The 24589-nt window shown below is 62.7% G+C and carries 25 protein-coding genes and 1 other annotated feature; of the genes, 11 read left to right on the top strand and 14 right to left on the bottom strand.

From position 1 onward, the window contains the following. Positions 1-8: 8 nt before the first annotated feature. Both CE_RS07325 and CE_RS07330 read right to left on the bottom strand, forming a co-directional pair. Positions 9-791, bottom strand: coding sequence for an ATP-binding protein (locus CE_RS07325; protein WP_011074950.1), 783 nt, complete (start codon positions 789-791; stop codon positions 9-11). Continuing rightward, on the bottom strand, positions 788-1141 hold the full coding sequence (locus CE_RS07330; protein WP_011075458.1) for a hypothetical protein: 354 nt from the start codon (positions 1139-1141) through the stop codon (positions 788-790). The genes CE_RS07325 and CE_RS07330 overlap by 4 nt, the downstream gene beginning before the upstream one ends. A 104-nt stretch (positions 1142-1245) precedes the next feature. Here CE_RS07330 and CE_RS07335 point away from each other — a divergent pair, with 104 nt between their 5' ends. From CE_RS07335 to CE_RS07345, 3 genes are all read left to right on the top strand, one after another. Further along, positions 1246-2589: an IS256 family transposase gene (locus CE_RS07335; protein ID WP_011074885.1), complete on the top strand. Its 1344-nt coding sequence runs from the start codon at positions 1246-1248 to the stop codon at positions 2587-2589. A 59-nt stretch (positions 2590-2648) separates the two neighbouring features. Next, positions 2649-2960 (top strand): transposase, encoded by a 312-nt coding sequence (locus CE_RS07340; RefSeq protein WP_006770565.1) that lies wholly within the window; start codon positions 2649-2651, stop codon positions 2958-2960. Next, positions 2921-3049, top strand: a sequence feature (AL1L pseudoknot). Its footprint overlaps the gene before it by 40 nt. Beyond that, complete coding sequence (locus CE_RS07345) at positions 2972-3865, top strand: IS3 family transposase (protein WP_231844070.1); 894 nt, start codon at positions 2972-2974, stop codon at positions 3863-3865. (Overlaps the previous feature by 78 nt.) A gap of 3 nt (positions 3866-3868) precedes the next feature. On the opposite strand, the gene istA is transcribed toward CE_RS07345, so the two are convergent. Beyond that, on the bottom strand, positions 3869-5206 hold the full coding sequence (gene istA, locus CE_RS07350) for an IS21 family transposase (RefSeq protein WP_011075351.1): 1338 nt from the start codon (positions 5204-5206) through the stop codon (positions 3869-3871). Positions 5207-5346: 140 nt separating this feature from the next. On the opposite strand from istA, the gene CE_RS15360 reads away from it, so the two are divergent. Then, complete coding sequence (locus CE_RS15360; RefSeq protein WP_156060063.1) at positions 5347-5511, top strand: hypothetical protein; 165 nt, start codon at positions 5347-5349, stop codon at positions 5509-5511. A 237-nt stretch (positions 5512-5748) separates the two neighbouring features. Here CE_RS15360 and CE_RS07360 read toward each other — a convergent pair whose 3' ends face one another. Then, positions 5749-7788, bottom strand: a complete 2040-nt coding sequence (locus CE_RS07360; protein WP_006770381.1) for a glycosyltransferase — start codon at positions 7786-7788, stop codon at positions 5749-5751. Positions 7789-8002: 214 nt separating this feature from the next. Beyond that, the gene (locus tag CE_RS07365; protein ID WP_006770382.1) at positions 8003-8833 is read right to left on the bottom strand and encodes a WcbI family polysaccharide biosynthesis putative acetyltransferase; all 831 of its coding nucleotides are present in this window, start codon (positions 8831-8833) and stop codon (positions 8003-8005) included. Between the two features lie 256 nt (positions 8834-9089). Between CE_RS07365 and CE_RS07370 the strand changes: the two genes are divergently transcribed. The 6 genes from CE_RS07370 to CE_RS07395 all read left to right on the top strand — a co-directional run bounded on the left by CE_RS07370 (position 9090) and on the right by CE_RS07395 (position 14297). Continuing rightward, a complete protein-coding gene (locus CE_RS07370; RefSeq protein WP_006770384.1) occupies positions 9090-9992 on the top strand; it encodes a hypothetical protein in 903 nt (300 codons plus the stop codon). Further along, complete coding sequence (locus CE_RS07375) at positions 9989-11047, top strand: glycosyltransferase family 4 protein (protein ID WP_006770385.1); 1059 nt, start codon at positions 9989-9991, stop codon at positions 11045-11047. Before CE_RS07370 ends, CE_RS07375 begins: the two co-directional genes overlap by 4 nt. After that, positions 11044-12009: a glycosyltransferase gene (locus CE_RS07380; RefSeq protein WP_006770386.1), complete on the top strand. Its 966-nt coding sequence runs from the start codon at positions 11044-11046 to the stop codon at positions 12007-12009. Before CE_RS07375 ends, CE_RS07380 begins: the two co-directional genes overlap by 4 nt. A 28-nt stretch (positions 12010-12037) precedes the next feature. Further along, positions 12038-12766: a glycosyltransferase family 2 protein gene (locus tag CE_RS07385; protein ID WP_006770387.1), complete on the top strand. Its 729-nt coding sequence runs from the start codon at positions 12038-12040 to the stop codon at positions 12764-12766. Positions 12767-12819: 53 nt separating this feature from the next. Further along, the gene (locus CE_RS07390) at positions 12820-13302 is read left to right on the top strand and encodes an FABP family protein (protein WP_006770388.1); all 483 of its coding nucleotides are present in this window, start codon (positions 12820-12822) and stop codon (positions 13300-13302) included. Positions 13303-13415: 113 nt separating this feature from the next. Continuing rightward, positions 13416-14297, top strand: a complete 882-nt coding sequence (locus tag CE_RS07395; protein ID WP_011075465.1) for a YwiC-like family protein — start codon at positions 13416-13418, stop codon at positions 14295-14297. A gap of 74 nt (positions 14298-14371) precedes the next feature. On the opposite strand, the gene CE_RS07400 is transcribed toward CE_RS07395, so the two are convergent. The 3 genes from CE_RS07400 to CE_RS07415 all read right to left on the bottom strand — a co-directional run bounded on the left by CE_RS07400 (position 14372) and on the right by CE_RS07415 (position 16266). Then, complete coding sequence (locus CE_RS07400) at positions 14372-14824, bottom strand: SRPBCC family protein (protein ID WP_006770390.1); 453 nt, start codon at positions 14822-14824, stop codon at positions 14372-14374. A gap of 80 nt (positions 14825-14904) precedes the next feature. After that, positions 14905-15582 (bottom strand): hypothetical protein, encoded by a 678-nt coding sequence (locus CE_RS15240; protein ID WP_231295181.1) that lies wholly within the window; start codon positions 15580-15582, stop codon positions 14905-14907. A gap of 96 nt (positions 15583-15678) precedes the next feature. Continuing rightward, the gene (locus tag CE_RS07415; protein WP_006770392.1) at positions 15679-16266 is read right to left on the bottom strand and encodes a DUF2202 domain-containing protein; all 588 of its coding nucleotides are present in this window, start codon (positions 16264-16266) and stop codon (positions 15679-15681) included. Positions 16267-16382: 116 nt separating this feature from the next. On the opposite strand from CE_RS07415, the gene CE_RS07420 reads away from it, so the two are divergent. Next, positions 16383-16820, top strand: coding sequence for a hypothetical protein (locus CE_RS07420; protein WP_006770393.1), 438 nt, complete (start codon positions 16383-16385; stop codon positions 16818-16820). A 66-nt stretch (positions 16821-16886) separates the two neighbouring features. Here the strand turns inward: CE_RS07420 and CE_RS07425 are convergent, their stop codons facing one another. The 6 genes from CE_RS07425 to CE_RS07450 form a co-directional block, all read right to left on the bottom strand. Then, a complete protein-coding gene (locus CE_RS07425; RefSeq protein ID WP_006770394.1) occupies positions 16887-17825 on the bottom strand; it encodes a nucleoside hydrolase in 939 nt (312 codons plus the stop codon). 30 nt (positions 17826-17855) lie between these two features. Next, positions 17856-19334: an MFS transporter gene (locus CE_RS07430; protein ID WP_006770395.1), complete on the bottom strand. Its 1479-nt coding sequence runs from the start codon at positions 19332-19334 to the stop codon at positions 17856-17858. A gap of 23 nt (positions 19335-19357) precedes the next feature. Beyond that, positions 19358-20287, bottom strand: a complete 930-nt coding sequence (locus CE_RS07435) for a ribokinase (protein WP_011075468.1) — start codon at positions 20285-20287, stop codon at positions 19358-19360. Beyond that, on the bottom strand, positions 20284-21297 hold the full coding sequence (locus tag CE_RS07440) for a LacI family DNA-binding transcriptional regulator (protein ID WP_006770397.1): 1014 nt from the start codon (positions 21295-21297) through the stop codon (positions 20284-20286). The genes CE_RS07435 and CE_RS07440 overlap by 4 nt, the downstream gene beginning before the upstream one ends. A 176-nt stretch (positions 21298-21473) precedes the next feature. Then, entirely contained in the window at positions 21474-22958 is a 1485-nt protein-coding gene (cycA, locus tag CE_RS07445) for a D-serine/D-alanine/glycine transporter (protein ID WP_081447270.1), read from the bottom strand. Positions 22959-23121: 163 nt separating this feature from the next. Continuing rightward, positions 23122-24294, bottom strand: a complete 1173-nt coding sequence (locus tag CE_RS07450) for an alpha/beta hydrolase (protein WP_011075472.1) — start codon at positions 24292-24294, stop codon at positions 23122-23124. Between the last annotated feature and the right edge of the window lie 295 nt (positions 24295-24589).

Below are 24589 nucleotides of genomic sequence, written 5' to 3' on the forward strand. Positions count from 1 at the left end.
GCTTTTAGCTACTGACCATCGTGGGCAGCGATCCGCTCCCGACTGGTGATCTCACGCATATCCACCGTGCCTAAGGTGATCTTGCGAGACGATCTCGATAAACGGTTGACAATGGAATCCCCGGAGTTCTTATCCGGTAACACATCCAACCAATGCCCCGGAGTCGACTGCGACCCGATGATCGTTGCGTGAATATTCTCCCGATTCGCTAGAATCGCAAACAGGTCACTTGCAGTGCGTTCATCAACACCCACGGTGAGAAAATCATCCAGAATCAACACATCAACACCAAACAAGCCTGCCAGCATGTCCTCGTGTTCCAACGTGTCGATCCGAGTGACCGCCAAACGCCTAGCCAGATCATCCATGCGCCAATACGCCACCGAATAGCCGTTATGGCACGCAGAAATCCCCACCGCACAGGTCAGATACGTCTTCCCGGACCCCGTCGGCGACAAGATCAACAAGTTGGTCGGATCTGCACCCCAATCATGATTACCCAGACGCTTCATCGTCATCGGATTAAGATTTCGACCCTGTTCATAGCGAATTTCCGCGATCGAGGCATCCATAATAGGAAACCTCGCTTTCCTAATCGCCTCGGAAATACGTTTAGCCTCTCGATCCCTGGCCACCTGCTGGCCAGCCAACCGAAACGCCTCCTCCGGGGTTAGCACATCAGGATTATCGTCATCGATGTTGGCGGTGACGATCTCTTCAAAGGCCCTAGCCAAGCTACTGGCCCGCAGACTGCGAAACAACGCGTGATCATCATCATTAAACAGTGTCACTGGTTGCCCTCCTGCTCATCATCAAAAGACAAAGACGGAATATCATCGACCTCATAGGCGCTGGATGAGCGCAGAAACACACCCGTATCCAGATCCTGGACTGGTTGTGGTTTCACCAGATCAGGAGCCGGCGTCGGCGCAGATCCAGCAACGCTGCGTTTGTGGGTATCGCGGTTGGTGATAATCGATGACTGCAGCTTTTTGATCACCGAATACGTCGGGTACAGATCAGCATCAAGAAGCTCTTGGCAGGCCTGTTCCAACCCGCTGCGGCTTTTCCCGCCCAGCGTTTTCAGGATGTTTTGGCAGTCCAACCAGCCATGGGCATGATGGGCGTGCCGATTGATCATGTTATGCCCCGGGTTTAATGGAGGGTAGGAAATTGGAAAAGGAAAGAGAGTGTCTAATGGTTTGTGTGTGAGGGACTCCCCTCACATCAAGGAGATAAACCATAATGACCACCGTGGCTAAACAAGACCCAGCAGATTCCGCACGGATCAAAGCAATCGAGGAAAAGCTCCTAGCCAACCCAGAAATGGCAAAGCTCATCGATGAGCTCGGCACGTCCACCACCGATGCCAATGACCTCGTCCGGGGCCTGTTACAGGCGTCAATTAACCGTGGTTTGAACGCGGAAATGGATGCCCACCTCGGCTACGGGCATAGTGATCGGGATGGGAAAACAGCCGCTGGCCAGGGAAATCACCGCAACGGGTACTACCCCAAACGCGTGGACTCCAACTACGGTCCCATCGATGTTGCTGTCCCCAGGGACCGCAACGGCTCCTTCCTACCGACCATGGTGCCCAAAGGCTCCCGCCGGCTCACCGACGTCGACGATATGATCATCAGCTTGTATGCGGGCGGGATGACCGTGCGAGATATCCAACACCACATGATCACCTCCATGGGTGTTGATATCTCCCATGAAACAATCTCCGCGATCACCGATGCCGTCTTGGATGAGGTCATGATCTGGCAAAACCGCCAACTTGATGACTTCTACCCGGTGATCTTCCTCGATGCGTTACGCATCAAAGTCCGTGACGGGGGCCGGGTGGTCAACAAGTCCGTCTACCTGGCCATCGGGGTGGATATGGACGGGATCAAGCACATCTTAGGGATCTGGTTGGCGAAGGAAGAAGGAGCGTCGTTCTGGGCGAATGTGTGTGCCAACCTCGCCACCCGGGGAGTCCAGGACGTCTTTATTGTCTGCTGTGATGGGCTCAAGGGCCTGCCACAGGCGGTGGAGGCCACCTGGCCTGATTCCATGGTCCAGACCTGTGTCGTGCACCTGATCCGGGCGGCGAACCGGTGGGTGGCCTACGGCGATCGCAAGGCCGTGTCGGCGCAGTTGAGGAAGATTTACACGGCCCCCACCGAGGACACCGCTATCGCGGCGTTGGAGGAATTCGAGGCATCTGAACTGGGAGTGAAGTACCCACAATCGGCGAAGGTGTGGCGTGATGCCTGGGATCGGTTCATCCCATTTTTGCAGTTCCCGCCGATGGCGAGAAAGGTGATTTATACGACGAACTCGATCGAATCGATGAACAATGAGCTGCGGAAAGCCACCCGGAACCGGGTGCAGTTCACCAATGATGAGTCCGCGATTAAAACCTTGTGGTTGATGATCTGCAATATCGAGGACAAGCGGGCGGCGAAACGCGCTAAGCAGGGAAAACGGGTGGCTGCTAGCAGCGGCCGGTTGATCGAGGGCCGCAAGGTCGCCAACTGGAAGCAGGCGATTAATCAGATGGCGGTGGCGTTCCCGGACCGCTTTGAGGCTTACCTTTAATATTTAAATCCAGGAGCCCCACACACAAAAATCTTGACACCCTCAAAGGAAACCCTCGCATGCCCATCAAATACACCGACGAACTTAAACAACGCGCCGTCGAACTCGTCATCCACGCCCAAGCTAATCCCGACACCGCCCACGGGGCCGTCAGGAGAGTCGCTGACGAACTCGGCGTCTCGAAAGAAGCACTGCGTGTCTGGGTCCGCAAGCACAAAGACACCGGCCTGGACACCCCAGCACAATCCGTTGACCTCGAAGCTGAAAACCGCAGGCTAAGGGCAGAACTAGCAGAAGCCAAACGCGCCAACGACATCCTCAAGAAAGCCTCAGCTTTTTTCGCGGCGGAGCTCGACCGCCCACACAAATAATCGTCAAATTCATTGACACCTACCGTGCTCAATTCGGGGTCGAGCCAATCGTGCGGGCGTTACGCAATACGTCTGCGAAAATTGCCCTGAGCACCTATTACGCTTTCAAATCCAGGCCAGCATCAGCCAGATCTATCCGGGATAAACAGATCAGCCAGTCGTTGCATCAAATTTTCGAGGATAACTATTCCTGTTACGGGGTTCGTAAAATGTGGGCGGCGATCAACCGTGAAGGCCACCTTGGCCATGTTGCCCGCTGCACCGTGGAACGACTCATGGCGATCGAAGGGCTTAGAGGGATCCGACGAAGGAAGAAGAAACCCTCCACACGCAGCGCAGATGCCGGTGATTGTCCAGTGGATCTGGTCGACCGGGACTTCGAGGTGGATGCACCGAACAAGCTGTGGGTCGCGGACATTACCTATATCTCAACCTCGCAGGGCTGGGTATATGCCGCTTTTGTGTTGGACGCCTTTTCACGAGAGATCGTCGGTTGGCAGATCACCAATCACATGCGGGCATCCTTGGCTAGGGATGCACTCGATATGGGGTTATCTGCCCGTCTTCGCGCTGGTGAGGACGTTTCCGGGTTGATTCATCACTCGGATCGTGGAGTGCAATACCGCAGCATTGTCTACGGTGAAACCCTGGCAGAATCTGACGTCGTTGCTTCGGTTGGATCACGTGGTGATTCCTACGATAATGCCATGGCAGAGGCGTTGAACTCAGTGTTCAAAGCTGAGCTTATTGATCGGCAGATCTGGCCGTCCTTAACGGATGTGCTCGTGGAATCCTCAAGGTGGATCGGGTGGTACAACAGTCGCCGGCTGCACTCGTCTGTGGATTACCGACCGCCGCGGGAGGTACACCAGGACTGGACGAAACGTCAGGCTCAAGCGGCCTGATATTTAAGTAAATGACCCTCTACAAAACCCGGGGCTTGACATCATCATCTCGATCACCGTGGTGGTCGCGGGACCAACCAGGCGTGCCTGGTTGATAAACCACTGGTCACTCCACAACTCTGCAGTATCCAGGTGTGCTGGTGGGACATGATCGGCGTGGGTGGAATATTGCCCGAAGCGCCCATGGAGTCGACGGTGCGTAGCCACAACCTGATCTCCGGCAAAGACCGTGATGTCGGTGTTGGATAACCGGGCTTTGACGGTGGATCCCACAAGTTTCCAGGGCACCGAGTAGTACTGCTTATCGCAGGAAATATGGTAGTTGCGCTGGACTTTTAGCTCCTTCCACTCATAGGAGGTGTAGTCCTGATCCGGCAGTGGGATCAGCAGGTGGCGTTCTTCAGCCTGGAATTGCTCGTTCCTGCGTGTCCCATCTACCCGGACGATGTCGTAGTTGATCTCATGGACCTGATCAGCAACGATGTCCTCAATCTGGTCGATGCTGTGGAAGGGGCCTTCCATTTCCAGCACCCCCAGGATGCGGCTGTAGGCGATTTGAACGGATCGTTCCACCCCGGCCTTTTGTTTCGGGGCTCGGACATCAGTCGGCATCACGGCAGTGTTGTAGAACTTGGCCAATGCTTCATACTCAGCACTCACGGCACGGGCGGGGTCGTTTTTCTTCGGCCGGTAGATCGCTGCGGTGTCATTGTCAGGGACCAGGACAAACGGGGCCCCGCCGAAGTAGCGCAGTGCAGCGATATGGCAATTCAGCCAGGCCTTGATATCCATGGTGAAACTGGGGTGGACATACATCATCGATGAGTACGGCAAAACCGCGGTGAAGAAATGCACCTTGCGTGCCTGGCCGGTGATCCGGTCGGTGATCTTGATGGTATCGCCTGCCCAATCAACCTGCATCGTGCGTCCTGGCTGGTGATGCAGCGTGCGGTAGAGGTCATGGGCGTCGACATAGGCATGGAAACGCTGGCAGTAATGCGAGTAGGAATAGGGCTGTTTAGCTGCACTGCCTGCTTCGACGAGGTAGTAGCGCCAGTCCAGCAGGAGGGTGTGATGCGGATTGGTTTTCAGCCGGTGCAAGGTGGTGGCAAAGTCTGGTGCCAGGTACTTCGATTCTTGCGGCAGCCCACGGAGGGGATTTTTCCACTCCTCGAGTTCCTCATCGGTGATCTGGCTCAGTGAGTGCAGCGTGATCTGATGGGCGTCGATGAGCTTATGCGCTGCGGAGATGTCTCTGCGCGAGCATTTCAGCCTGGTGCTGATGGTGGTATAGGAATCACCGAATAGGACTGCGGTGATGATGTCCCGGGTAGAAGCCATGGTTCCTCCATGGAAGTAAGGGGGCGTGTCACGGCTATCAGCGGATGTGCTGTAGCCGCCACCTTTATTTCTACCTGCGGTACCACTGGATCAGAATGGGGTACCACGATCCCCGGAATCCCGGTACCCCAAAACCCCATTTGGCACTTCCTCTCGTTACCAACGCTGTGCTGACGGTAGGTTTACCGAAACCGGTGAGTAGTTATGAAAAACTCGGGATCTTCTGGGAAGGCGCGGTTGCTGATCTTGCCGAAGCCTGGGGCATCCGTCTTGCAAAAGGCGTCTTTTTACATGATGCGCAGTAAACTAAAAGTTCAGCAGAAGGAGAACCCAATGACGAAGCAGTCAGCAAGAAGCTTTCAGAATATGGGCAACGGAGTCTACCGAGTATCGGGCAGCATACAACGAAGCGCAGTCACCGGACGCTTCGTCACTGATCGCGTTACCGGGGCGCAAGAAGCTCCACGGCCCTCAGCCTCTAAGAATCAACCGGCCAAGCGTGTTAGTCGGTAGAAAACCAGCTCGGGCCCAGAAGGAATCAGCTACCAGCCCGCCAGCCATCGCTCCAGCCGTTGTGTCCCGGTCCACGGGTGCATCTGCGTGTGGATGATGCCGGGGCTGCGGTTGACCACGCGTTCGGCGCGGATGCGTCCGACATCCTGATTGTTGTGGCGCAGGATCGCCAGGCCGCCGAGTTTCTCCGCCCGGGCCACCCGTGCGGGCAGATCCGCCGGGGGCAGCAGGGGCTGATCCAGGTCGATGCGCACCCGGCCGGTGCCGGGTCCCACGCGGGGATCGGCACGGAACAACCGGGAGGTCGGTCCCGTCACGTGCACATCACCGGCATCGAGCCAGGCCTTCACCACGGGTTCGGGGGTGTCGGCGGGGAGATGGACGATGATGTCCTGGCGGTCGAAGACCACACCGGCGGGGCGGGCGATGGGGTGGGTGATGCGTGAGGCCAGGGCGATGGTCTCGGCGTTCTTCTCCGCCAGTTTCATCTCCTCCGGTTTCCCGCGTGCGGCCCAGTCCGGTTCCAGGTGGTCGGCGATGGCTTCCGGGTCGTGCAGGAAGATCGCACCGGCATTCCACAGCCGCCACCCCAGTTCCCAGTCCTCGCCGCCGTAGCCGACCATCGTCTCGTCGAAACCGCCGACCTTGTCAAACATCGTCTTCGAGGTCGCCAACACCGAGGAGATGATGAAACGGAACGAGGTCTCATCCGCCAGGCGGAGATGGTCGGTATACCCCCAGGCGTCGTTAAGCCACTGCGGTTCCACCCCGTCCTGCAGGCGGGTGCCCACCACCACGCACCGGGGATCGGCGGTCACCCACCGGCTCATGGCGGTGAGATAACCCGGGCAGGGGACGGTGTCACCGTCGAGGAACACCACCACCTCATGGCGTGCGGAGCGGACACCGAGGTTGCGGGCGGCTGCCGCGCGGAATCCCAGATCGTCCTGGCGCACCACGGTGACGGGCAGGGAGGTGGTGACCTCGGGGGCGGTGGTGGACCCGTCGTCGGCGATGATGATCTCCACGTCCGAACCGTGGCCGTTGTTCTCCACACCGGCGACCACCCGGCGCAGGGAGTCGAGGTCGTTGTAATAGGGGATCACCACGCTCACCGGCGCGGGCGCCACACCCTCGACCGCCGGTGGGACATTGCCGCGCAGCCATGGCCCGAAATGCTCGATCCACAGATCCTGCCAGGCGGTGGCCACCTCCGGCCATCCCCACCGGTGCTGCTTGTCGACGCGCGCAGCAAACCCCTCATCCGCCGCAGCGTCGGCGAGGGCCGCCGGCCAGTCGGTCACCGTGACCACCTGCTCGGGGAACAGCTCCGCGACCTCGCGGGCGTAGTCACTGTCGGTGACCAGCACGCGGCGACCGGCCGCCAGCCACCGCATGAGGGATCCGGAGGCGGAGAAATGCCGGTGGGCGCACACGGGGATGGCAATGCGGTCCATCTGCGCCCAGAGATCCTCATCGGGCAGATAACCGGTGACGTCCACACCGGGCAGCTCCATGTCCTCATGCCCCGCCGAGAACCCACCCAGTGCCCGGACCGTGAGGCCACCGACCTGATGGGCGGCGTCGATGATGGTTTCGTGCCCCTTGCCGGGGTAGATAAAACCGAGGACGCCGACGGTGCCGGGTACCGGGGCGACCGAGGGGGGTGGTGCCTCCGGCAGGGGCAGGGGGATCGCGTGCACCCTCATGCCCTCGGCGTTGAAGAAGGATGCCTCGTGGCGGGAGTTGGTCACCGCCAGATCAGCTGCCCGCGCCAGGCGTCGATAGGCACGGCTGCGCCGCTCGAACCGTTCAGCACCCTCCTCCGGCTGGGGCACATCGTGGAAGGACACGCAGAAGGGATGGCCCTCCACCGCGGCCAGGACCGCATCCACGGCCTGCTCGGGATCCGACCCGAATAGATGGTCGGTGAAGGTGACATGCACGGGACCGGGGCGGAGGGTGGACTCCAGGGTCGCGGGGGTGCCTCCGGTGTGATCGACCAGCAGGCGGGCGTATTCGGTGACGCCGTGTTCCGCCGGGCCGACAATCAGGTGTGTCATGTTCATGTGATCGCCCCTCTTAACGCACCCGGGGTCTCTCCCGGTCTTGTAGCTCGCGAGTCTAGCAAATCCAGGATGTTCCCCGGGGTGAATACGGCGGTGCGATGACGGTTCGTTGACCGCATGTCTATTCGAATAAAACGAGATGCAGGGACCCGTAATCGCTCAACCGCCCGGGAATTATTCAAAAGTTCTCATACGTCATCCTGAGGTGGTCGCCTCACACCAGGCCCAGCATCTCCAGCCGTCGTGCATGCCGTTTCAGACCTGCTGTGACCACCTCCGGATGCTCGCGGTAGAAGGCCAACTGGGCCTGTGTGATATCTGTCTCCGGGGTGGGGCGCCATGCCTCCCGGCCCTCCACCTCCACGCCCAGGGCGCGTGCGGCCTGCGGATCCACCGGCGCATCGAGGTTGCCCAGCAGTTCGCGGCCGGGGTCCCGGACCTCCCCCTCGATGCCGATGGCCTCCAGCACCCGGTGGGCCATGTGGATCAGTGTGCTGTTGTCGGGGTGGTTGATGGTGTGCCACACCGGGTTGGTCTCCAGGTGGTCGGAGACCACCACGGTGTCGTGTGCCTGCTCACGTGTACGCAGCTCAGCGATGGACAGCGCCGCCAGCTCACGCAGGGTGTCATCCGACGGTGTTGCCTCCACCGGGGTATTCAGGCCCCGGGATGCGGCGACCAGGAGGCGCAGATCGTGATAGGGGACCACAGGGGGATTAAGCGATGGATCGGCGGGGGAACGCACGATCGCCTGGTAGGGCATGAGTCCGTCGAAACGCAGCACGGGGTAGGTCACCACGCGACCGGTGTCGGGCAGCAGGGCCGCCAGTTGCCCGGTGCCGGAGGGGAGCCCCCGGTAGTCATCGCGGACCGGTTGCATCACCAACACATCCGTGGTGGCGAGGACATCACCCATCAGCTCAACATCCTCCGCTGTCCACTCGTGGATGGCGGGGATCCGGAAGGAGTCCACACGGGAGGTGGAATCAAGAAGGATACGCAGCGACTCCGCCTGACAATTGCCCACCACGGCTACAGTGGGCATCCCGCACCCCTGTGTGGGCGCCCGCAGTTGATAGAACTCCCCGTAATGAAGACGCCGGGGATCGGGAACGGAGGTTGCAGGTTCAGTGGGTTCTGGAGACGGCGCAGAAGTATTCATTAGGGGTAATGTTACAGACAGACGTTACCCAGATCACATTCAGGAAGGTGGTGCGGTGATACGCACGGTGCTCTCGATTCCGGCAGGACATCCCTATCCGCGGGCGGTACAGCCCGATAACGGGTGGGGGGATATCGTTGTGCTGCCGGATCCCGTGATCGACCCGGATCAGCCGGGACGCTGGTGGCCCCACCCGGGTTTCACCGCCGGGTTCTGGGAGGACCCGGATAACGCCGCGATCGACCTGGTCCACCTCCACTTCGGTTTTGAGCATCTCACGCCCGCACAGACCACGGACTTCGTGGGTTTCCTCCGCGAACGCGACATCCCCCTGGTGTTCACCGTGCACGATCTGGACAACCCGCATCTGGTGGACCAGGGGGACTACCACGCGCAGCTGGGCATCCTCATCGGCGCGGCCGCTGAGGTGTTCACGTTGTCCACGGGGGCGCAGGAGATCGTCGAGAAGCGTTACGGGCGCCGCCCCCAGCTCACGGCGCACCCCGCGATCGTCACCGACCCGCACCGCTACGCCGGCACCCCGGGTACCCGCCCGGCGGTGTTCCTGAAATCGGTGCGGGCCAATGTGGTCACCGACTCCCGGTTCTATCGGGACCTGGGTGCCGAGATCTACATCCATCACGGCGCGGATGCACAGCTGGAGCGGCTCGCCGATCACCGTCACGCACCCATGGATGATGCCACCCTGTTCCGCACCATCGCCGCCCACCGCGTGGTGGTGCTGCCCTATACCCGCGGCACGCACTCCGGGTGGATGCGCATGTGCCGCGACCTGGGTGTGAGCGTGGCCGTGCCGGACTGTGGCTGCTATGACACGCAGATACCACTTGACGGGGGAGTGGCGGTCTACCGCACCGGCGACGGCCGTGACGCCGCCCGGGTGGTGGAGCAGCTCCTGGCCGCCCACCCCGTGCCCCCGGCACCGATACCCGACGCGATCGACCAACACCACCGCACCTACCGCGCCCTGACCGGCAGGGCAGCAGACGCGACCGTAAGCGTGACAGCAGGTGCGCGATGAAGATAGCCGTTGTCGCACCGGGCCGCCATCCCATCGTCGAACCCTATCCCGGAGGGCTCGAGGCCTACTGCGGCATCCTCGTCCAGGGGCTGCGCAGACAGGGCCACGAGGTTGACCTCTACGCCGCCGCCGGGTCACACGGACACGTGCGCGACTTTGAGTTCCCCACCGTGGACTGGGCCAGCAACCCCCTGGAACAGACCGATCACACCTACCCGCCGGGCCACGGTGACAAGGAGGACGCCGCCTTCGCCCGGCTGCGCACCCACCTCGAGACCAGCGACTACGACGTGGTACACAACAACAGCCTGCACCCGGAGCTGCTGCGCTCCGAGGTGCTGCCCCTGATCACCACGCTGCACTGCCCGCCGGTGGACCGCATGGTGGAGGCCGCACCCACATCACGCAGCCTGTTCACCGCCGTCAGCCACCACACGGCCCGCAGCTGGGATCTGCCCGGCACCCGCGTGATCCCCAATGCAGTGGACGTGGATGTCTGGCAGGTCGGGCCGGGTGGGGACAATGCCGTGTGGTTCGGTCGACTCGTCCCGGAGAAGGCACCCCACCTGGCCATTGATGCCTGTCGACGCGCCGGTATCCCCCTCACCCTCATCGGCCGTCGCGCAAACCCCGACTACTTCGAGAAGGAGGTCGCGCCACGGCTGGGCGGGGACATCCAGTGGGCCGGCCCCCTGACCCACCAGCAGCTGGCCGACCATGTCCGGCATGCCCGGGTTGCTGTGATCACCCCGGTCTGGGATGAACCCTTCGGACTGGTCAGCGTGGAGGCGATGGCGTGTGGCACACCCGTGGCGGCGTTTGCCCGCGGGGGAATGGCCGATGTGCTGCGCGCCTCCCCGTGCCCGGCGGTGCCGGCCGGTGATGTCGGAGCTCTTGCCCGGGCCATCCGGAACTCATCCCGTATCTCCCGTGCACAGGTGGCACGTTTTGCACGGGACAACTACGGCATCGGGAGTTTCATCGATCGCTATCTGGAGGTGTACCGCCACGTCGCGGGCACCCCCGACCCCGTCAGACAGGAGATCTACTCATGATCGGAATGTATGCCCACCACGCCGGCAGCGGTCACCTCCACCGGGTGCGGGCCATCCAGAAACACCTGAAGGATGGCTCCGTGGTGTTCTCTTCAGCACCGGGCGCCGACATCAACCTGCCCGCCGACACCGACCCCACCTGCGGACCGGTCAGGGACGAGACCGCCAACAACACCGTCCACTGGGCACCGATCGGTGTGCCCGGGCACACCGAACGCCTGGCGATCATCGCCGAATGGATCGCCACACACAAACCGTCCGTGTTCTATGTGGACTGCTCGGTGGATATCGCGATCTTCGTCCGCCTCATGGGCATCCCGGTGGTCACCATCGCCATGCCGGGTTTCCGCCACGACCGACCCCACCAGGTGTCCTACCTCCAGGCCGACGCCATCATCGCCGCGTGGCCCGACTGGGTGCCGGTACCGGCCTGTCTCATCGGTTTTGAGGACAAGATCCACACCGTCGGGGGCATCTCACGCTTCGAAGAGGAGGCCGGGGAGACCACGGGTGACCCCGCCCACCGCACCGGCGATGCAGGCGGGGACGTGATCATCCTCCGCGGAGCCGGGGGCGATGATATTGATAAATACCAGTGGCCCCCTGCCACGGTGCTCGGCGGGGATGCCCGTGTGGAAAACCCCATGCCCTATCTGCGTTCAGCCTCCGCGGTGATCGCGGCCGCTGGACAGAACTCCGTGGCCGATCTCGCCGTGGCACGCGCCCCCGCGGTCATCTTCCCGCAGGAACGACCCTTCGGCGAACAGGACGCCACCGCCCAGAACCTCGACCGCGCCGGATTGGCCGTGGTCCTGCGTGACCATCCCAACCCCGAGCAGTGGCCACTGCTGTTCGAGGAGGCCAGGAAACGCGCCACCAACTGGCACCTCTGGCAGGTCGAGGGCGCAGCCGCTCGGGCGGCCCGGGTGATTGAATCGGTCGCCGCACGGTACAGGAGATAGGACACAGGTGACATACGCTGTCGTGACCATGGCGGATGACAACCGCCAGCAGCATGTGGCCATGCAAAAAGCCGGGTTGGAGCGTTTCGCACCCGGCACACCCCACTACCGGGGACAACTGGGGGCGGACCGCAACCTGGCACGCGCCCGCAACGAGGTCGCCCGGACCGCGCTCGCGGACGGGGTGGAGCTGCTCATCTTCCTCGACGCCGACTGCATCCCCGGCCCTGACCTGGTTGCCCGGTATGTCACCGCCGCCACGCAGTTCCCCGACGAGGTGCTGTGCGGACCCGTGACCTACCTGGACGCGCCGGGTCCGAGCGGGTATCAACTGGAGGAGTTGACCGGCCTGACCGATCCGCACCCGGCGCGCCCCGATCCGCCGGCGGGGGAGACCCGGCCGGGCAGTGATGAGGAATGGAATCTGTTCTGGTCCCTGTCCTTTGCGGTGTCGGCCGCCACCTGGGCGGACAGTGGGGGTTTTGATGAGGGGTATGTCGGCTACGGCGGGGAGGACACCGACTTCGCCCACCGCCTGCGCGCCCGGGGGCGGAGAATGCGCTGGGTGGGTGGGGCACATGCCTACCACCAGTGGCATCCGGTGTCCTCACCACCGGTGGAACATCTCGAGGACATCCTCACCAACGCCACCCGGTTCCACTCCATCTGGGGTTTCTGGCCCATGGAGGGCTGGTTGGAGGCGTTCGCCGACCGCGGCCTGGCCGTCTACCGGGATGGTGTGTGGGTGCGCGCGTAGAACGGATGCTTTTCGACGCCCGATCCGCCCCCATTCCACTACGCTCGACGGGTATGGACCTTCATCCCAACATCGCACCCTACGGCTTCCTCACCGGCACCTGGACCGGGAAGGGCCACGGCTTTTATCCCACCATCGAGGATTTCTCTTATGAGGAGACGCTGAACTTCTCCACGATCCCGGGCAAGCCCTTCTTCCGCTATGAGCAGAAGACCATGGGGCTTGACGGACCCCTGCACACCGAACTCGGGTTCCTCCGCATCCTTGATGACGGCCGGGCGGAATTCATCCTCGCCCAACCCATGGGTCAGACAGAGCTTCTCGAGGGGATGGTGAGTGAGGAGGGTGAGACGCTCGTCTTCGACTTCACCCGTTCCACCGTGGCCAACTCCGGCAGCGCCAAGCGCGTGGGCACCACCGCACGTACCTACACCTTCACCGCGGACCGCACCGGATTGAGCGCCCAGTTCGCCATGGGGGCGGTCGGCCAGCCGCTCCAGCAGCACCTGGAAAGTGAACTGACCAAACAGTCATAGTCGGGGCCTGCGGGCACCCCCGACTTCCCTTGTGGGAGGGTTGAGAGGTTTAACCAATCCCACTGATATCATTTGCCTGGAATCATACTTTAGTTTGACATAGGGTTAGTGGCATGACCACATTCATGAAGCGTCCGACCCCTGCAAACCGGCCCCGTAAGCCGCGTAGAAAAGGTATTTCCCCCTGGGTGCCCAACCAGCACGGTGCCTGGGCGATGCTCATCAGCCCCGCGGTCCTGGGCCTGATCTCCGGGCTGGTGATGTTTGCCACCACCGGGGCACCCGCCAGCCGCCTCATCGTTCTCCTGGCCGTGCTGGTGGCCTGGTTCTTCGGCTATTTCGCCTTCTTCGCATTCGGGCTGGCCGCCCGTGCCCGCAACCCCCGGCGGCGCGCGAGGTATCTGCGGCCGGTGTATGCCTACGGCGCGGTCAGCGTGCTGGGCATCAGTGTGGCGCTGCTCCTGCAACCGGGCCTGATCTGGTGGGCCATCCCCTTCGCACCACTGGTGGTGATCGCGGTGGGGGAGACCATCCGGGGGCGCAGCCGGTCCACGCTGTCGGGGGTGTCCACCACCGTGGCCTCCGCACTGCTTTTCCCGGCGCTGACCTCCGTGGGGTCCGCCTCCGGGGAGGTGGGCGTGACGGCCTGGGTATCCATGGTGTTCCTGGCGGTGTATTTCTCCGGGACCATCCCGTTTGTCAAGTCCATGATCCGGGAACGCGACAACCCCCGCTACCTGGCCGGTTCCATCACCTATCACGCCGTGGCGGTGCTCATCATCTGGGTGATGACCCTGGTGGTGGGTGTGGGCTGGGTGGCCGGCCTGCTCATGGTGGCCACGCTGTTGGTGGCACTGTTCCGTGCCATGTACATCCCCATGGCCGCACGGCAGGGCACTGAGTGGAGCGCACGTCGCCTGGGGATGGCGGAGATCCCGGTGCTGCTGCTGGGATGCGCCGCGGTGCTGGCGGCGGTGATCACCACCGCGGGATGACGGGCAGGCAGCAGGACACCAGCCGGTACCCACCTTCCATGAAGGGGGTACCGGCCGGTGTCATCTGCTGATGGTTATTCGACCGCCGCGGCCAGGTTGGCTAGGGAGTCCTCAAGTTCCTTCTCATCCAGCAGCGGGAGATTGAACTTCTTCTGCATCTCATCGCTGACCTTCGACCAGTCGTAGGTCAGGGACACCTCGGTGGTGTCGGAATCGGTGGAGTTGAGCTCCCACACCCACTGCCAGCCCAGTGGATCCTGACCGGCCGGGGCGGTGGCCCAGGCCAGCAGCTTGTGCTCGTTGTAACCGACGACGTGGTTGTCGGTCTTGTAGGCACCGTTGGGGCCCTCCATGTTCATGGTGAACACCTCGCCGGTGGCCTGGATGCGGTTGGACTTCTCGTCAGAACGCACACGTCCGGAGGAGTCGAACTCCTTGTGGAGCTCCGGGTTGGAGATCACATCCCACACCTGATCGATGGAGGCGTTGATGGTTCGGGACACGGTGTATTTCTGGGTCTCTGTCATGTGCCCACCCTAGGTACAGGTGACTGGTCATGCAACGACATCCCGTGGGGATTGTCCATCATCATGGACATCATCGCAGTTCAGCGGGCCACGTGTGCTTCCAGTCTGGTTTGTAGGGCATCAATAACTTGGGCATGGAGGTCGTTGCAGGAGGCTACCTTGTTGGACAGCTCAGCCAGGGCGGCCCGGGCCTGACTGGTCGACGCCGCAACATCCAGCTGGTGCTCTGCGTCCAGCGCTGCGTCCCGTACCTGTTCCAGCTGGAGGGCCAGCTCAGCGGTGGACCGCAGAATATCGGTGTTGTCGCCCGTGGAGGTGAGAAACTCCGACCATGTGCCCAGGATCGAGGTGAGGTGATTCTGTTCCTTGAGTACCTGTTGCCGCAGTTTCTCCAGTTCCCGTTGGAGGCTGGCGGAATCCTCTGTGGTGGGGACGCTGAGGGTCCGGGGCCGGATGACACCACGGCTGAGGTCACTGTGGCGTTCATCAGCCAGGTGGTGGAGCACCGAGGTCAACGCCATGTGGGTGACGGGTGCCCACCGCGCCTCCAGCTGACGCTGGTGGAAACGGTTGACAAACACCGTGGTGAGCAGAAAGGAGACGAGGCCGGCAGCCAGACCGGCGAGGATCACCATCTCCTGCCAGAGGGTGGTGGAGATATCAATCCAGATGATGATGGCGATCAGGGTAAGCGCCCCGAGCGCGGTGAGGATCTGCACAGCGGAGCGGGTCGGACGGGCAGGGGGTGCTGAAGCCATCATTCATCTCATTTCATCCAGGGCCTGCCGAGCAGGATCATCTCCTGACCATAGTGGATGGGTGAGTGCACAGTACCCATGTGCTTGGGCGTGGCATCATCGACTGAGCTGGCGCTGGAAGGCTGTCAGGTGGTTCCTGGAACCGTCGAGAAGCATCTGCAGCAGGCTGGTCAGCGCGGCATCCGATTCCGGTGCCTTCTCCAGTTCGGCTTCGAGTCCGGCGATGTCCTGTGTCTCGAAATCCACACCAGCCTGGTAGGCGGCGGGCAGGTTGACACTGCCCTGTGCGAGGAGGTCATCATAGAGGTCCTGCAGTTCTGCATCACGGAACTGTCCGGGCTCCGGGAGACGGGGATCCTCCACGCCGGTGGCCTCCATGACGGCGAGGACGTGGTCCTGGTGGGTCACCTCGGATCTCTTGATGTTGCTGAAGACGCGGGCGCCGTATTGTTCCTCGAAGGCGAGGTAGAGGTCGTGGGCCACCTTCTCCTCCTCGATCAACCGGGCCAGGAGATCGGCGGAGGCATAGGTGTCGGTGGGGGTGGCTGTTTCTGCCGGGGCGGTGGTTGTCGTGGAGGTGACTGTGTCCGCCGGCTGGGCGACGTCTTCCGTGGTGGCGCAGCCGGAGACTGCGAGGGTGGTGAGGACGACTGCCGCCAGGGCTTGTCGACGGATGGTGTTCATAACGGGCTCCTCGGGGTCGGAACTGCTCTACCCTTTACTCAACCACCCCTCCCGCACGATGTCAGCATACCCCGGGGTGTATTTGGTCACGGTACTATCCAGGAGGAAACAGTGGCATGATGGCGGATATGTCCGATATCAAACATATCCCGCCCTTCTACCTCCTCCTGATTTTTGGCCTTGTAGCATCGGTGTTCATTTTCAAATTCGTCCTGCAGGTGTGGAACCGCTGGACTCTCGAGCAGAACCGTCGGGAACTCGAACGGAATCGGCGCAATGATCTCCTAGATGCCAAAGCCCGGGCACAACGGTGGATCGACCGGCTGGGCAGTGAGATCATGATGGCTGCCCCGGAGGGGAAAGAGGCCAAGCAATTGGTGGGACTGGCCTCCCAACGGCATGCGGGCGCACTGGGGCAGATCAACTCCGCCCAGACCGTGGCGCAGGCCACGGTTGCACAGGATGTGGCGCTGGAGGGCCTCTACTATATGCGGGATGCACGCACACTCATGGGGGAGTTGGAGGGGCCTCCGCTGCCGGAGCTCGGCAGCTGACCAGCCGGCCATCGCGGAAGAAAAAAAAGGGGGGACGTCACCGTCCCCCCCTAATGTGTTGAGCTCCTAACCGATGCGCTTCACCGCATCGACGACCATGGTCCAGAACTTATCGAAGTCCAGATCCACCGCCACCTGGGTGGTGCAGTCCTCCGGGGCGGGGGCGCGGAAATCAGCGACGGTCATGCCGGTGGTCAGCGCGCCGGACAGTTCCACATCCAGTGGTGCCTTGCGGGTGGTGAACACGGTGGGGTCGATGAGGTAGGCCACGGCGCAGGGGTCGTGGACGGGTGGGTTGTCGAATCCCTGGGCGTCCTGATAGTTCTTGCGGAAGGCGTCGAAAAGCGCGACGACGAAGTCGCCCGTCTCGGTGCCCAGTGCGGCGAGTTTCTCCTCCACCTCCGGGGTGGCCAGCGCCTGGTGTGTGAGATCCAGACCAACCATGGTCAGGGGCCAGGACTCGTTGAAGACGATGTGGGCGGCCTCCGGGTCGATCTTGATGTTGAATTCCGCGACGGCGGTCCAGTTGCCCACGTGGTAGCCGCCACCCATGAGGACGACCTCCTTGACGCGCTCGGCGATGCGGGGTTCCTTGCGCACCGCCAGGGCGATGTTGGTCAGCGGGCCGGTGGGAACCAGGGCGACGGTGCCCGGTTCGTTGTTCATCACCGTGTCGATGATGAAGTCCACCGCGTGGGTGTCCTCAACGCCCACGGTCGGCTCGGGGAGGTCATAGTTGTGGATCTCCATGCCGGTGTCGCCGTGGATGTCCTCGGCGACCTCGACTGGGCGGACCAGCGGGCGGGTCACGCCCGGGTAGATCGGGGTGTCCATGCCGGCGATGGTGGCCACGACACGGGCGTTGTGGGTGACCTTGGCCAGGGTCTGGTTGCCGCCGACGGTGGTGATGCCGAGCAGCTCGATGTCCGGGTTGCCGTGGGCGAGCAGCATGGCGACGGCGTCATCGTGTCCGGGATCGCAGTCGAGGATGATCTTGGTGGTCATGGTGAAACTCCTAATTCTCAAAGTGCGGGGTTAGTTGCCCACGGGGGCGGTATCGGTGGTGTCGGTGCTGTCGGTGGCATTGGCAGCCAGGTTCCTGGCCGCCACGGTATCGGTGATGGATTCCGGGCGTGGGATGAGCAGGGAGCACAGGAACGCCAGCGCCAGGATGATCACACCGGCCCACATGCCGGCGGCGTACCCACCGTTGCTGTCCCCGAAGCTGGTGGCCACCGCGAAGAGGATGGCAAAGGAGATACCCGCACCGAGGTTGAAGGCACCGGCGTTCATGCCCGGCAGGTAGCCCTGGTTGTCGGCGGGGGAGAGCACCACACCGAGGCCGTTGAGCATGATGTTGGCGATACCGGCGTAGGTGATACCCACGAAGATGGAGATCCCCAGGTACGCCAGGTTGGAGGTGCTGCCCACGAGGAAGGTGGCACCGGCGACACCGATGATGGTGGCGGCGATACCGATCTGCAGGACGATCTTGTAGCCGAATTTGCCGGCGAGAATACCGGCGACGGGACCGAAGACCAGACCGGCCAGGGCATACGGGGTCAGGGTCCACCAGGAGACCACACCGGCGGACATGCCCGCACCATGGGTGGCGTCCTGCGCGAGGTTGGGCAGCAGGCCGTTCATGACGGCGAACACACCGGTCATGGTCAGCAGGGTGGTCAGCAGCAGCGCCCAGGTGCGGCGCTGGCCGAGGTATTCGATGCTGACCAGTGGGTTCTTCACACGCTTTTCAATGTTGTAGAAGGCGACGACACCGATGATGCCGATGGCGAACAGGGCGATGACGAGGAACCAGTTGGCGTCGGCAAGCTTGCCGGCCTCGTTGAAGGCGGTCAGCAGGGCACCGATGGACACGGCCAGCGGCAGCACTCCGAGCCAGTCCATCTTCGGGGTGGTCTCGGCGGTGGATTCCTTCACACCGAAGGGCAGGGCCAGGGCGGCCGCCACGCAGAACACGGCCATGACCCAGAAGATGGAACGGAAGCCGAAGTGCTCCGCCAGCCAGCCACCGGCGATCGCGTCGACGCCACCGATACCACCGTTGACGGAGGTGACAATACCCAGCAGCAGTGCGTACTGCTTCTCATTGGGCACATGCTGGCGCAGGATGATCAGACACAGGGGCACGGTGGGACCGGCCACACCCTGGATCAGACGTCCCAGGAACAACACGGTGACATTGGGGGCGAGTGCCGCGACGAGACAGCCGATGCCGGTGACGATCATCATGCCGATCAGCACCTTGCGGCGACCGATGAGGTCACCCCAGCGCGGCAGGAAGAGGGAGAACAGGGCGGCCGCGGTGAAGAACGCGGTCTGGGTCATACCGATCTGGGCGGGGGTCGCATTCAGTTCGACCTCCATGGTGGCCAGGGCCGGCGCGAGCATGGAGGCATTGAGCTGGAAGGCGAACACCGCCACCAGCAGGGCGATCATCAGCGGGATGATCGCAGCGGCCGGGGCTTTCCTCGGCTCGAGGGTGGTTGACATGGTTACTCTCGTTTCAGGGGGAGTTAAGCGGTGACTGTGGGTAGGTCGTCGACAAGCGTGGGGTAGGAGGCCTGCGCGCCGCGGCGGGTGGCGGCGAACGCACCGACGCGGGCGGCGAAGCGTGCGGCCTCCACCAGGGAGTGGCCGTCGGCGAGCTTTGCGACGAGCGCACCCGCGAACGCATCGCCACTGCCGGTGGTGTCCACCGCCTCAACGGTGGGGGTCGGGATCGCGGTGAGGCCCTCGGCGTCACCGACCAGGGCACCATCGGCACCGAGGGTCATGACCACGGTGGGGAAACCCTGACCCAGCAGGACTGCCACCAGGGTGGACGGATCGGTTTCGGTGGTGGGTGCACCGAGCATCTCCAACACGAGGGCACCCTCGTGCTCATTGACCAGGAGGGGATCCGCCTGACGCAGCTGCTCATGACCGACCGGGACCACAGGCGCGAGGTTGATCACCACCCGACCCTGCGCCAGGTCCACCGCGCGGTTGAAACCATCGGCGGGGATCTCACCCTGCAGCAGGACGATGCCGGCCTGTTCAATGAGCCGGGCATGCCGGTCCACATAGTCGGCGTCCACGCTGGCATTCGCGCCGGGCACGACGATGATGGTGTTCTCACCGTCATCGGCCACCGTGATCACGGCCAGACCGGTGGGGCCGTCGACGGTGTGGACTGCGGACATGTCAGCGCCGGAGGCACGCATGTGCACCAGGGCGGAGTCGGCCATGGTATCGGAACCCACCGCACCGACCATGTGGACCTCCGCACCGAGCTGGGCGGCGGCCACGGCCTGATTGGCGCCCTTGCCGCCGGCACTGATCTCACCACCGCCGCCGAGGAGGGTCTCACCGGGGTGGGGGTGGCGGTGGACCGTGGTGGTCAGATCCGCGTTGATGGATCCGACAACAACAATGGAACCGGGTGAACCGGGTATGTCAGTCATGGTTGTGGGCCTTTCATGAGGGAATCACCCTGGATCAGGATGGTGGGTGTCACGAGGTGGTTGTGTGTTGGTTGTGTCCCCGCCAGCAGCCCATGCAGGACGGTGAAGGCCTGCCGGGCCATGACGTCCACCTGCTGGTCGATGACCGTCAGGGGCCGTGGTTGCAGGGCGAAGATGGGTTGGTTGTCGAAGCCGATCACGCTGATGTCCTCGCCGATACTCAGGCCCGCCCGGTGGCAGGCCTGGAGCACCCCGATGGTCATCATGGTGTCCCCGGCGACCAGTGCACGGGCCCCGTGGTTGAGCAGGTGGGTGGCACCCTGATAGCCCTGCTCCTGTTCGAACCCGCCACGGAAGACCAGCTGCGGTTCCAGGTCGTGGTTCCGGCAGGCCTGCTGGAAGGCCTCCAGGCGGGCACGTCCCGTGGAGGTGCTCAGCGGCCCGGAGAGGTAACCGATCGGCAGGGCATGGTGCTCCACCAGCAGCGATACCGCGGCGTCCATGCCGGGTTGCGGATCGGAGATGACGGTGGGGATGGGGGATCCGGTGAGTTCCCGGTCGATGAGGACCAGGGGCATGCCCTGGGCGTGCAGGTTGTTCAGTTGTTCCGCGCAGGCTTCATCGGGCACGCAGATGATGCCGTCCACCCCGTGGCTGGCCAGGAAGGTCAGGGAGGCGGCCATGGTCTCCGGGTGCTCATCGGTGTTGGTGATGATGGTGGCCAGACCGGCACCCTCGGCCGCGTTCTGCACGGCGGTGACCATGGTGGCGAAGTAGGGGTTGATCAGGCTGGGCACCACGATGCCGATGGTGTTGCTGCGCGAACTCTGCAGGGCCCGGGCCTGTGCGTTGGGGAGATAGCCCATCTCCGCGGCCAGCGCCTGGATGCGCGTACGGGTGGTGGTGGCCACCGCCGGGTTGTCCGCCATGGCGCGGGAGGCGGTGGCGATGGAGACACCGGCGCGCTGGGCCACGTCCTTGAGTGTGGGACGGCTGTGTTCTGCTGCCATGGTGGTCACCCCGCTTCGCCCTGTGGTTGTGTAAACGATTGATGTAAACGTTTACATTCTGTTGAGTCCACCCTATTTCCTCATCACCGGTTCCAGCAAGGGGGCACTCTGACGGGGGTGGAAACAGCTCCGACCCCGCCGCGGGGAGCGACGGGGTCGGAGGGCAGGGGGGACGGTTAGGAGGCCGTGGTGGCCGGCGTGACTGGCGTGGTCGGCCCCGTCAACTGGGAGCGGCTCGCCGCGCCCCGGGCACCACCGCTGAACCACCAGCCCGCGCCGAGGATCAGGAACCACACCGGGGTGGCCAGCAGTGCGGAGCGGGTGTCGTTTTCCAGGGTGAGCACACCCACCATGCCGACGAAGAACACCAGGACCACCACGGCCATGGCGACACCGCCGGGCATCTTGAACACCGATGCCGCATGCAGCTGGGGGTTACGGCGTCGGTAGACGATGTAGGCGACGAGGATATAGGCCCAGACCACCATGAACAGCACCGAGGACACCGTGGTGATCAGCGTAAAGGCCTCGATGATGCTGGACCCGGCGTACATCACGGCCACACCGGGGATCAGACACACGATGGAAAACAGCAGTCCCCGTGCCGGCACCTGATTGGCGGACAGCTTCGCCCACCGCCTCGGTGCAGCCCCCTCCAGTGAGAGGCCGAAGAGCATGCGGGAGGTGGAGAAGATACCACTGTTGGCTGATGATGCCGCGGAGGTGAGCACCACGAAGTTGATGATGCCCGCCGCGGCCGGCAGACCGGCCAGCGCAAACATCTGAACAAACGGGCTGCTGTCGGTGTGCACACGGTCCCAGGGGATGACCATCATGATCACCGCCAGCGACAGGACATAGAACACCACGATGCGCACCGGGATGGAGTTGATGGCCCGCGGCAGGGTGCGCACCGGGTCCTCGGTCTCTGCGGCGGCGGTGCCGGCCAGCTCGATGCCGACGAAGGCGAAGATCGCAATCTGGAACCCGGCGAGGAAACCGGTGATCCCATTGGGGAAGAACCCGCCGTGGTCCACCAGGTTGGAGAACTGCGCCACCGACCCATCCGGGGATTCGAAGTGGCTGACCACCATGACCAGACCGGTGAAGATCAGCGCCACAATGGCGAGAATCTTGATGATGGCGAACCAGAACTCCATCTCACCGAACAGACGCACCGCGGCGAGGTTGAGCACGAACAGCAGCAGGATGGCACCGGCACCCGGTAGCCACAGCGGCACCCCGCTCCACCAGTACTGCACATACCCGGTGATCGCCACCAGGTCAGCCATGCCCGTGACGATCCAGCAGAACCAGTACGTCCACCCGGTGACAAACCCGGCACCGGGGCCCAGGATGTCGGAGACGGCATCGCGCAGTGACTTGTAGTTAAGGTTGGACAACAACAGCTCACCCATCGCCCGCATGACGAAGAAGAGCATGAACCCGATGATCGCGTAGACCAGGATCACCGACGGGCCCGCCAGGGAGATGGTCTTGCCCGCACCCATGAACAAACCGGTGCCGATCGCACCACCGATGGCGATCAGCTGCAGATGCCGGTTGCTCAGGCCCCGTTTGAGACCCCCACCGTGATCACCGTGTGCGCCGCTGTCGTCCGTGTGGTGTCCGGTGGTGGCCGGCGTGGGATCCGGGTGCATCCCACGCGCCAATTTCTCTGTCATGTCGGTGGCTGTCTTTCGTGGTCGATGGAATTGTTCGAAGGAGATTTATCGTAGGGCAGGGGAGAACAAAGAAACGCATCCCCGTCCCCATAGGGAGTCGGAAATGCGTTTCTGGTTCTATCGGCGCAGGCTGCTCGACTCAGTAAAGGGCATCCTTCACCGCGTCCCAACCGGGCTGGAGCTGCTCATTGAAGTTGCGCCAGTTGTGTGCACCGGCGCCCTTGTAGTCCACCACCTGGTGGGTCATGCCCGCGTCCTGCATGGCATCGTCGAGGGCCTCGGTGCAGCTGAGCGCACCGCGTTCCAGGACGGTACCGGCCAGCAGGTTGTAGAAGGGCTCGTCGGCGTATTCCTCCCGGTCGATCTCATCGACCACCCCATTGGCCGCCGAGAGGTACACCGCCATGTTGCGCAGGCCCTCGGGGTTGGACACCACATCATGCTCCTGCCAGGTCCGGGACCCAACCGGACCCCACATGTTCTCCACATCGCCACCACGCGACTTCACGATCAGCGAGACCGTGGCCTGTCCGATCGGGTCGAGGGTGGAGTAGCACCCGGAGATGCCGATGACCGCATCGAAGAAATCAGGGTTGGCGTTGGCCAGGTGAACCGCACCGGTGGCCCCCATCGACAGCCCGCCGATACCGCGGTGCCCATTGAAGTTCAGTTCCTCCTCGGCCTCGAGCAGGGGAGCGAGCTCCTCAACGATGAACGTCTCCCACATGATCCGACCCAGCGCGGGATCCTCCTCCACCCAGTCGGAGTACATTGACGCAGCCGCACCCAGCGGCATGACGACGGTGACATTCTCATCGCCGAACACCTTCGGACCCTGCCCGTGGTTGATCCACCCGGAGGAGTTCCTGTTGCCACCGATCCCGTCGAGCATGTACAGCATCGGCGCCGGCGCCCCGGCATCCACCGAGCGCATGATCTGCACATCCACGTTGCGCTGCATCGACGGGGAGGCCACCGTCCAGCGCTCCAGGCGCAGACCGTCCATCGGCTGCTTGTCGACGATCTCCGCCTCCCCAATCGTCGGATCCGTGGGGAACGGATAGGCATCATCACTACTGGTCAACGCGCCGGGCAGCGGAGCCTGGGAGGAACCCAGCAGCGACATCGAACTCAACAGTCCATCAAGGGAACTGCCGCTGACATCGGGATTGCCTGAGGAGAACGCGATGAAGTCCTGGGCGGAACTGCCTGAGGAACTGAATGATCCTGAACTCTGCGCAACAGCGGCAGGAGTGGTGAGCGACAGGGTGATGACACCCGCGACAAGCGCGCGGGAAACTGACTTACGCAACAGGGTGAAGCCTCCGGAACAGAATGCTAAATAAATGCCGGAAGATAATTTAGCATGATGCCTTTGAAAATTATCTATGAGGTTTGCGCTGGTATTTCCGTCTCACCTTCACTCCTCCTCTCTCAAAGGGTGATGGGCTGCAGTAGTCCCTAATAGAAATCTCCCTCTTGAAGCACCACCTATGGCAGCTATTGACACGAATTTTTGAATTCTCTAAACCTGGATCCGCCGATGGTCCTTCGGTGATCAGTTGATATCGGCTGCGGGCACCACCAAGGATTTCGGGCAGGGGTGA

It is taken from the genome of Corynebacterium efficiens YS-314 (assembly GCF_000011305.1).
GTDB lineage: Bacteria > Actinomycetota > Actinomycetes > Mycobacteriales > Mycobacteriaceae > Corynebacterium > Corynebacterium efficiens.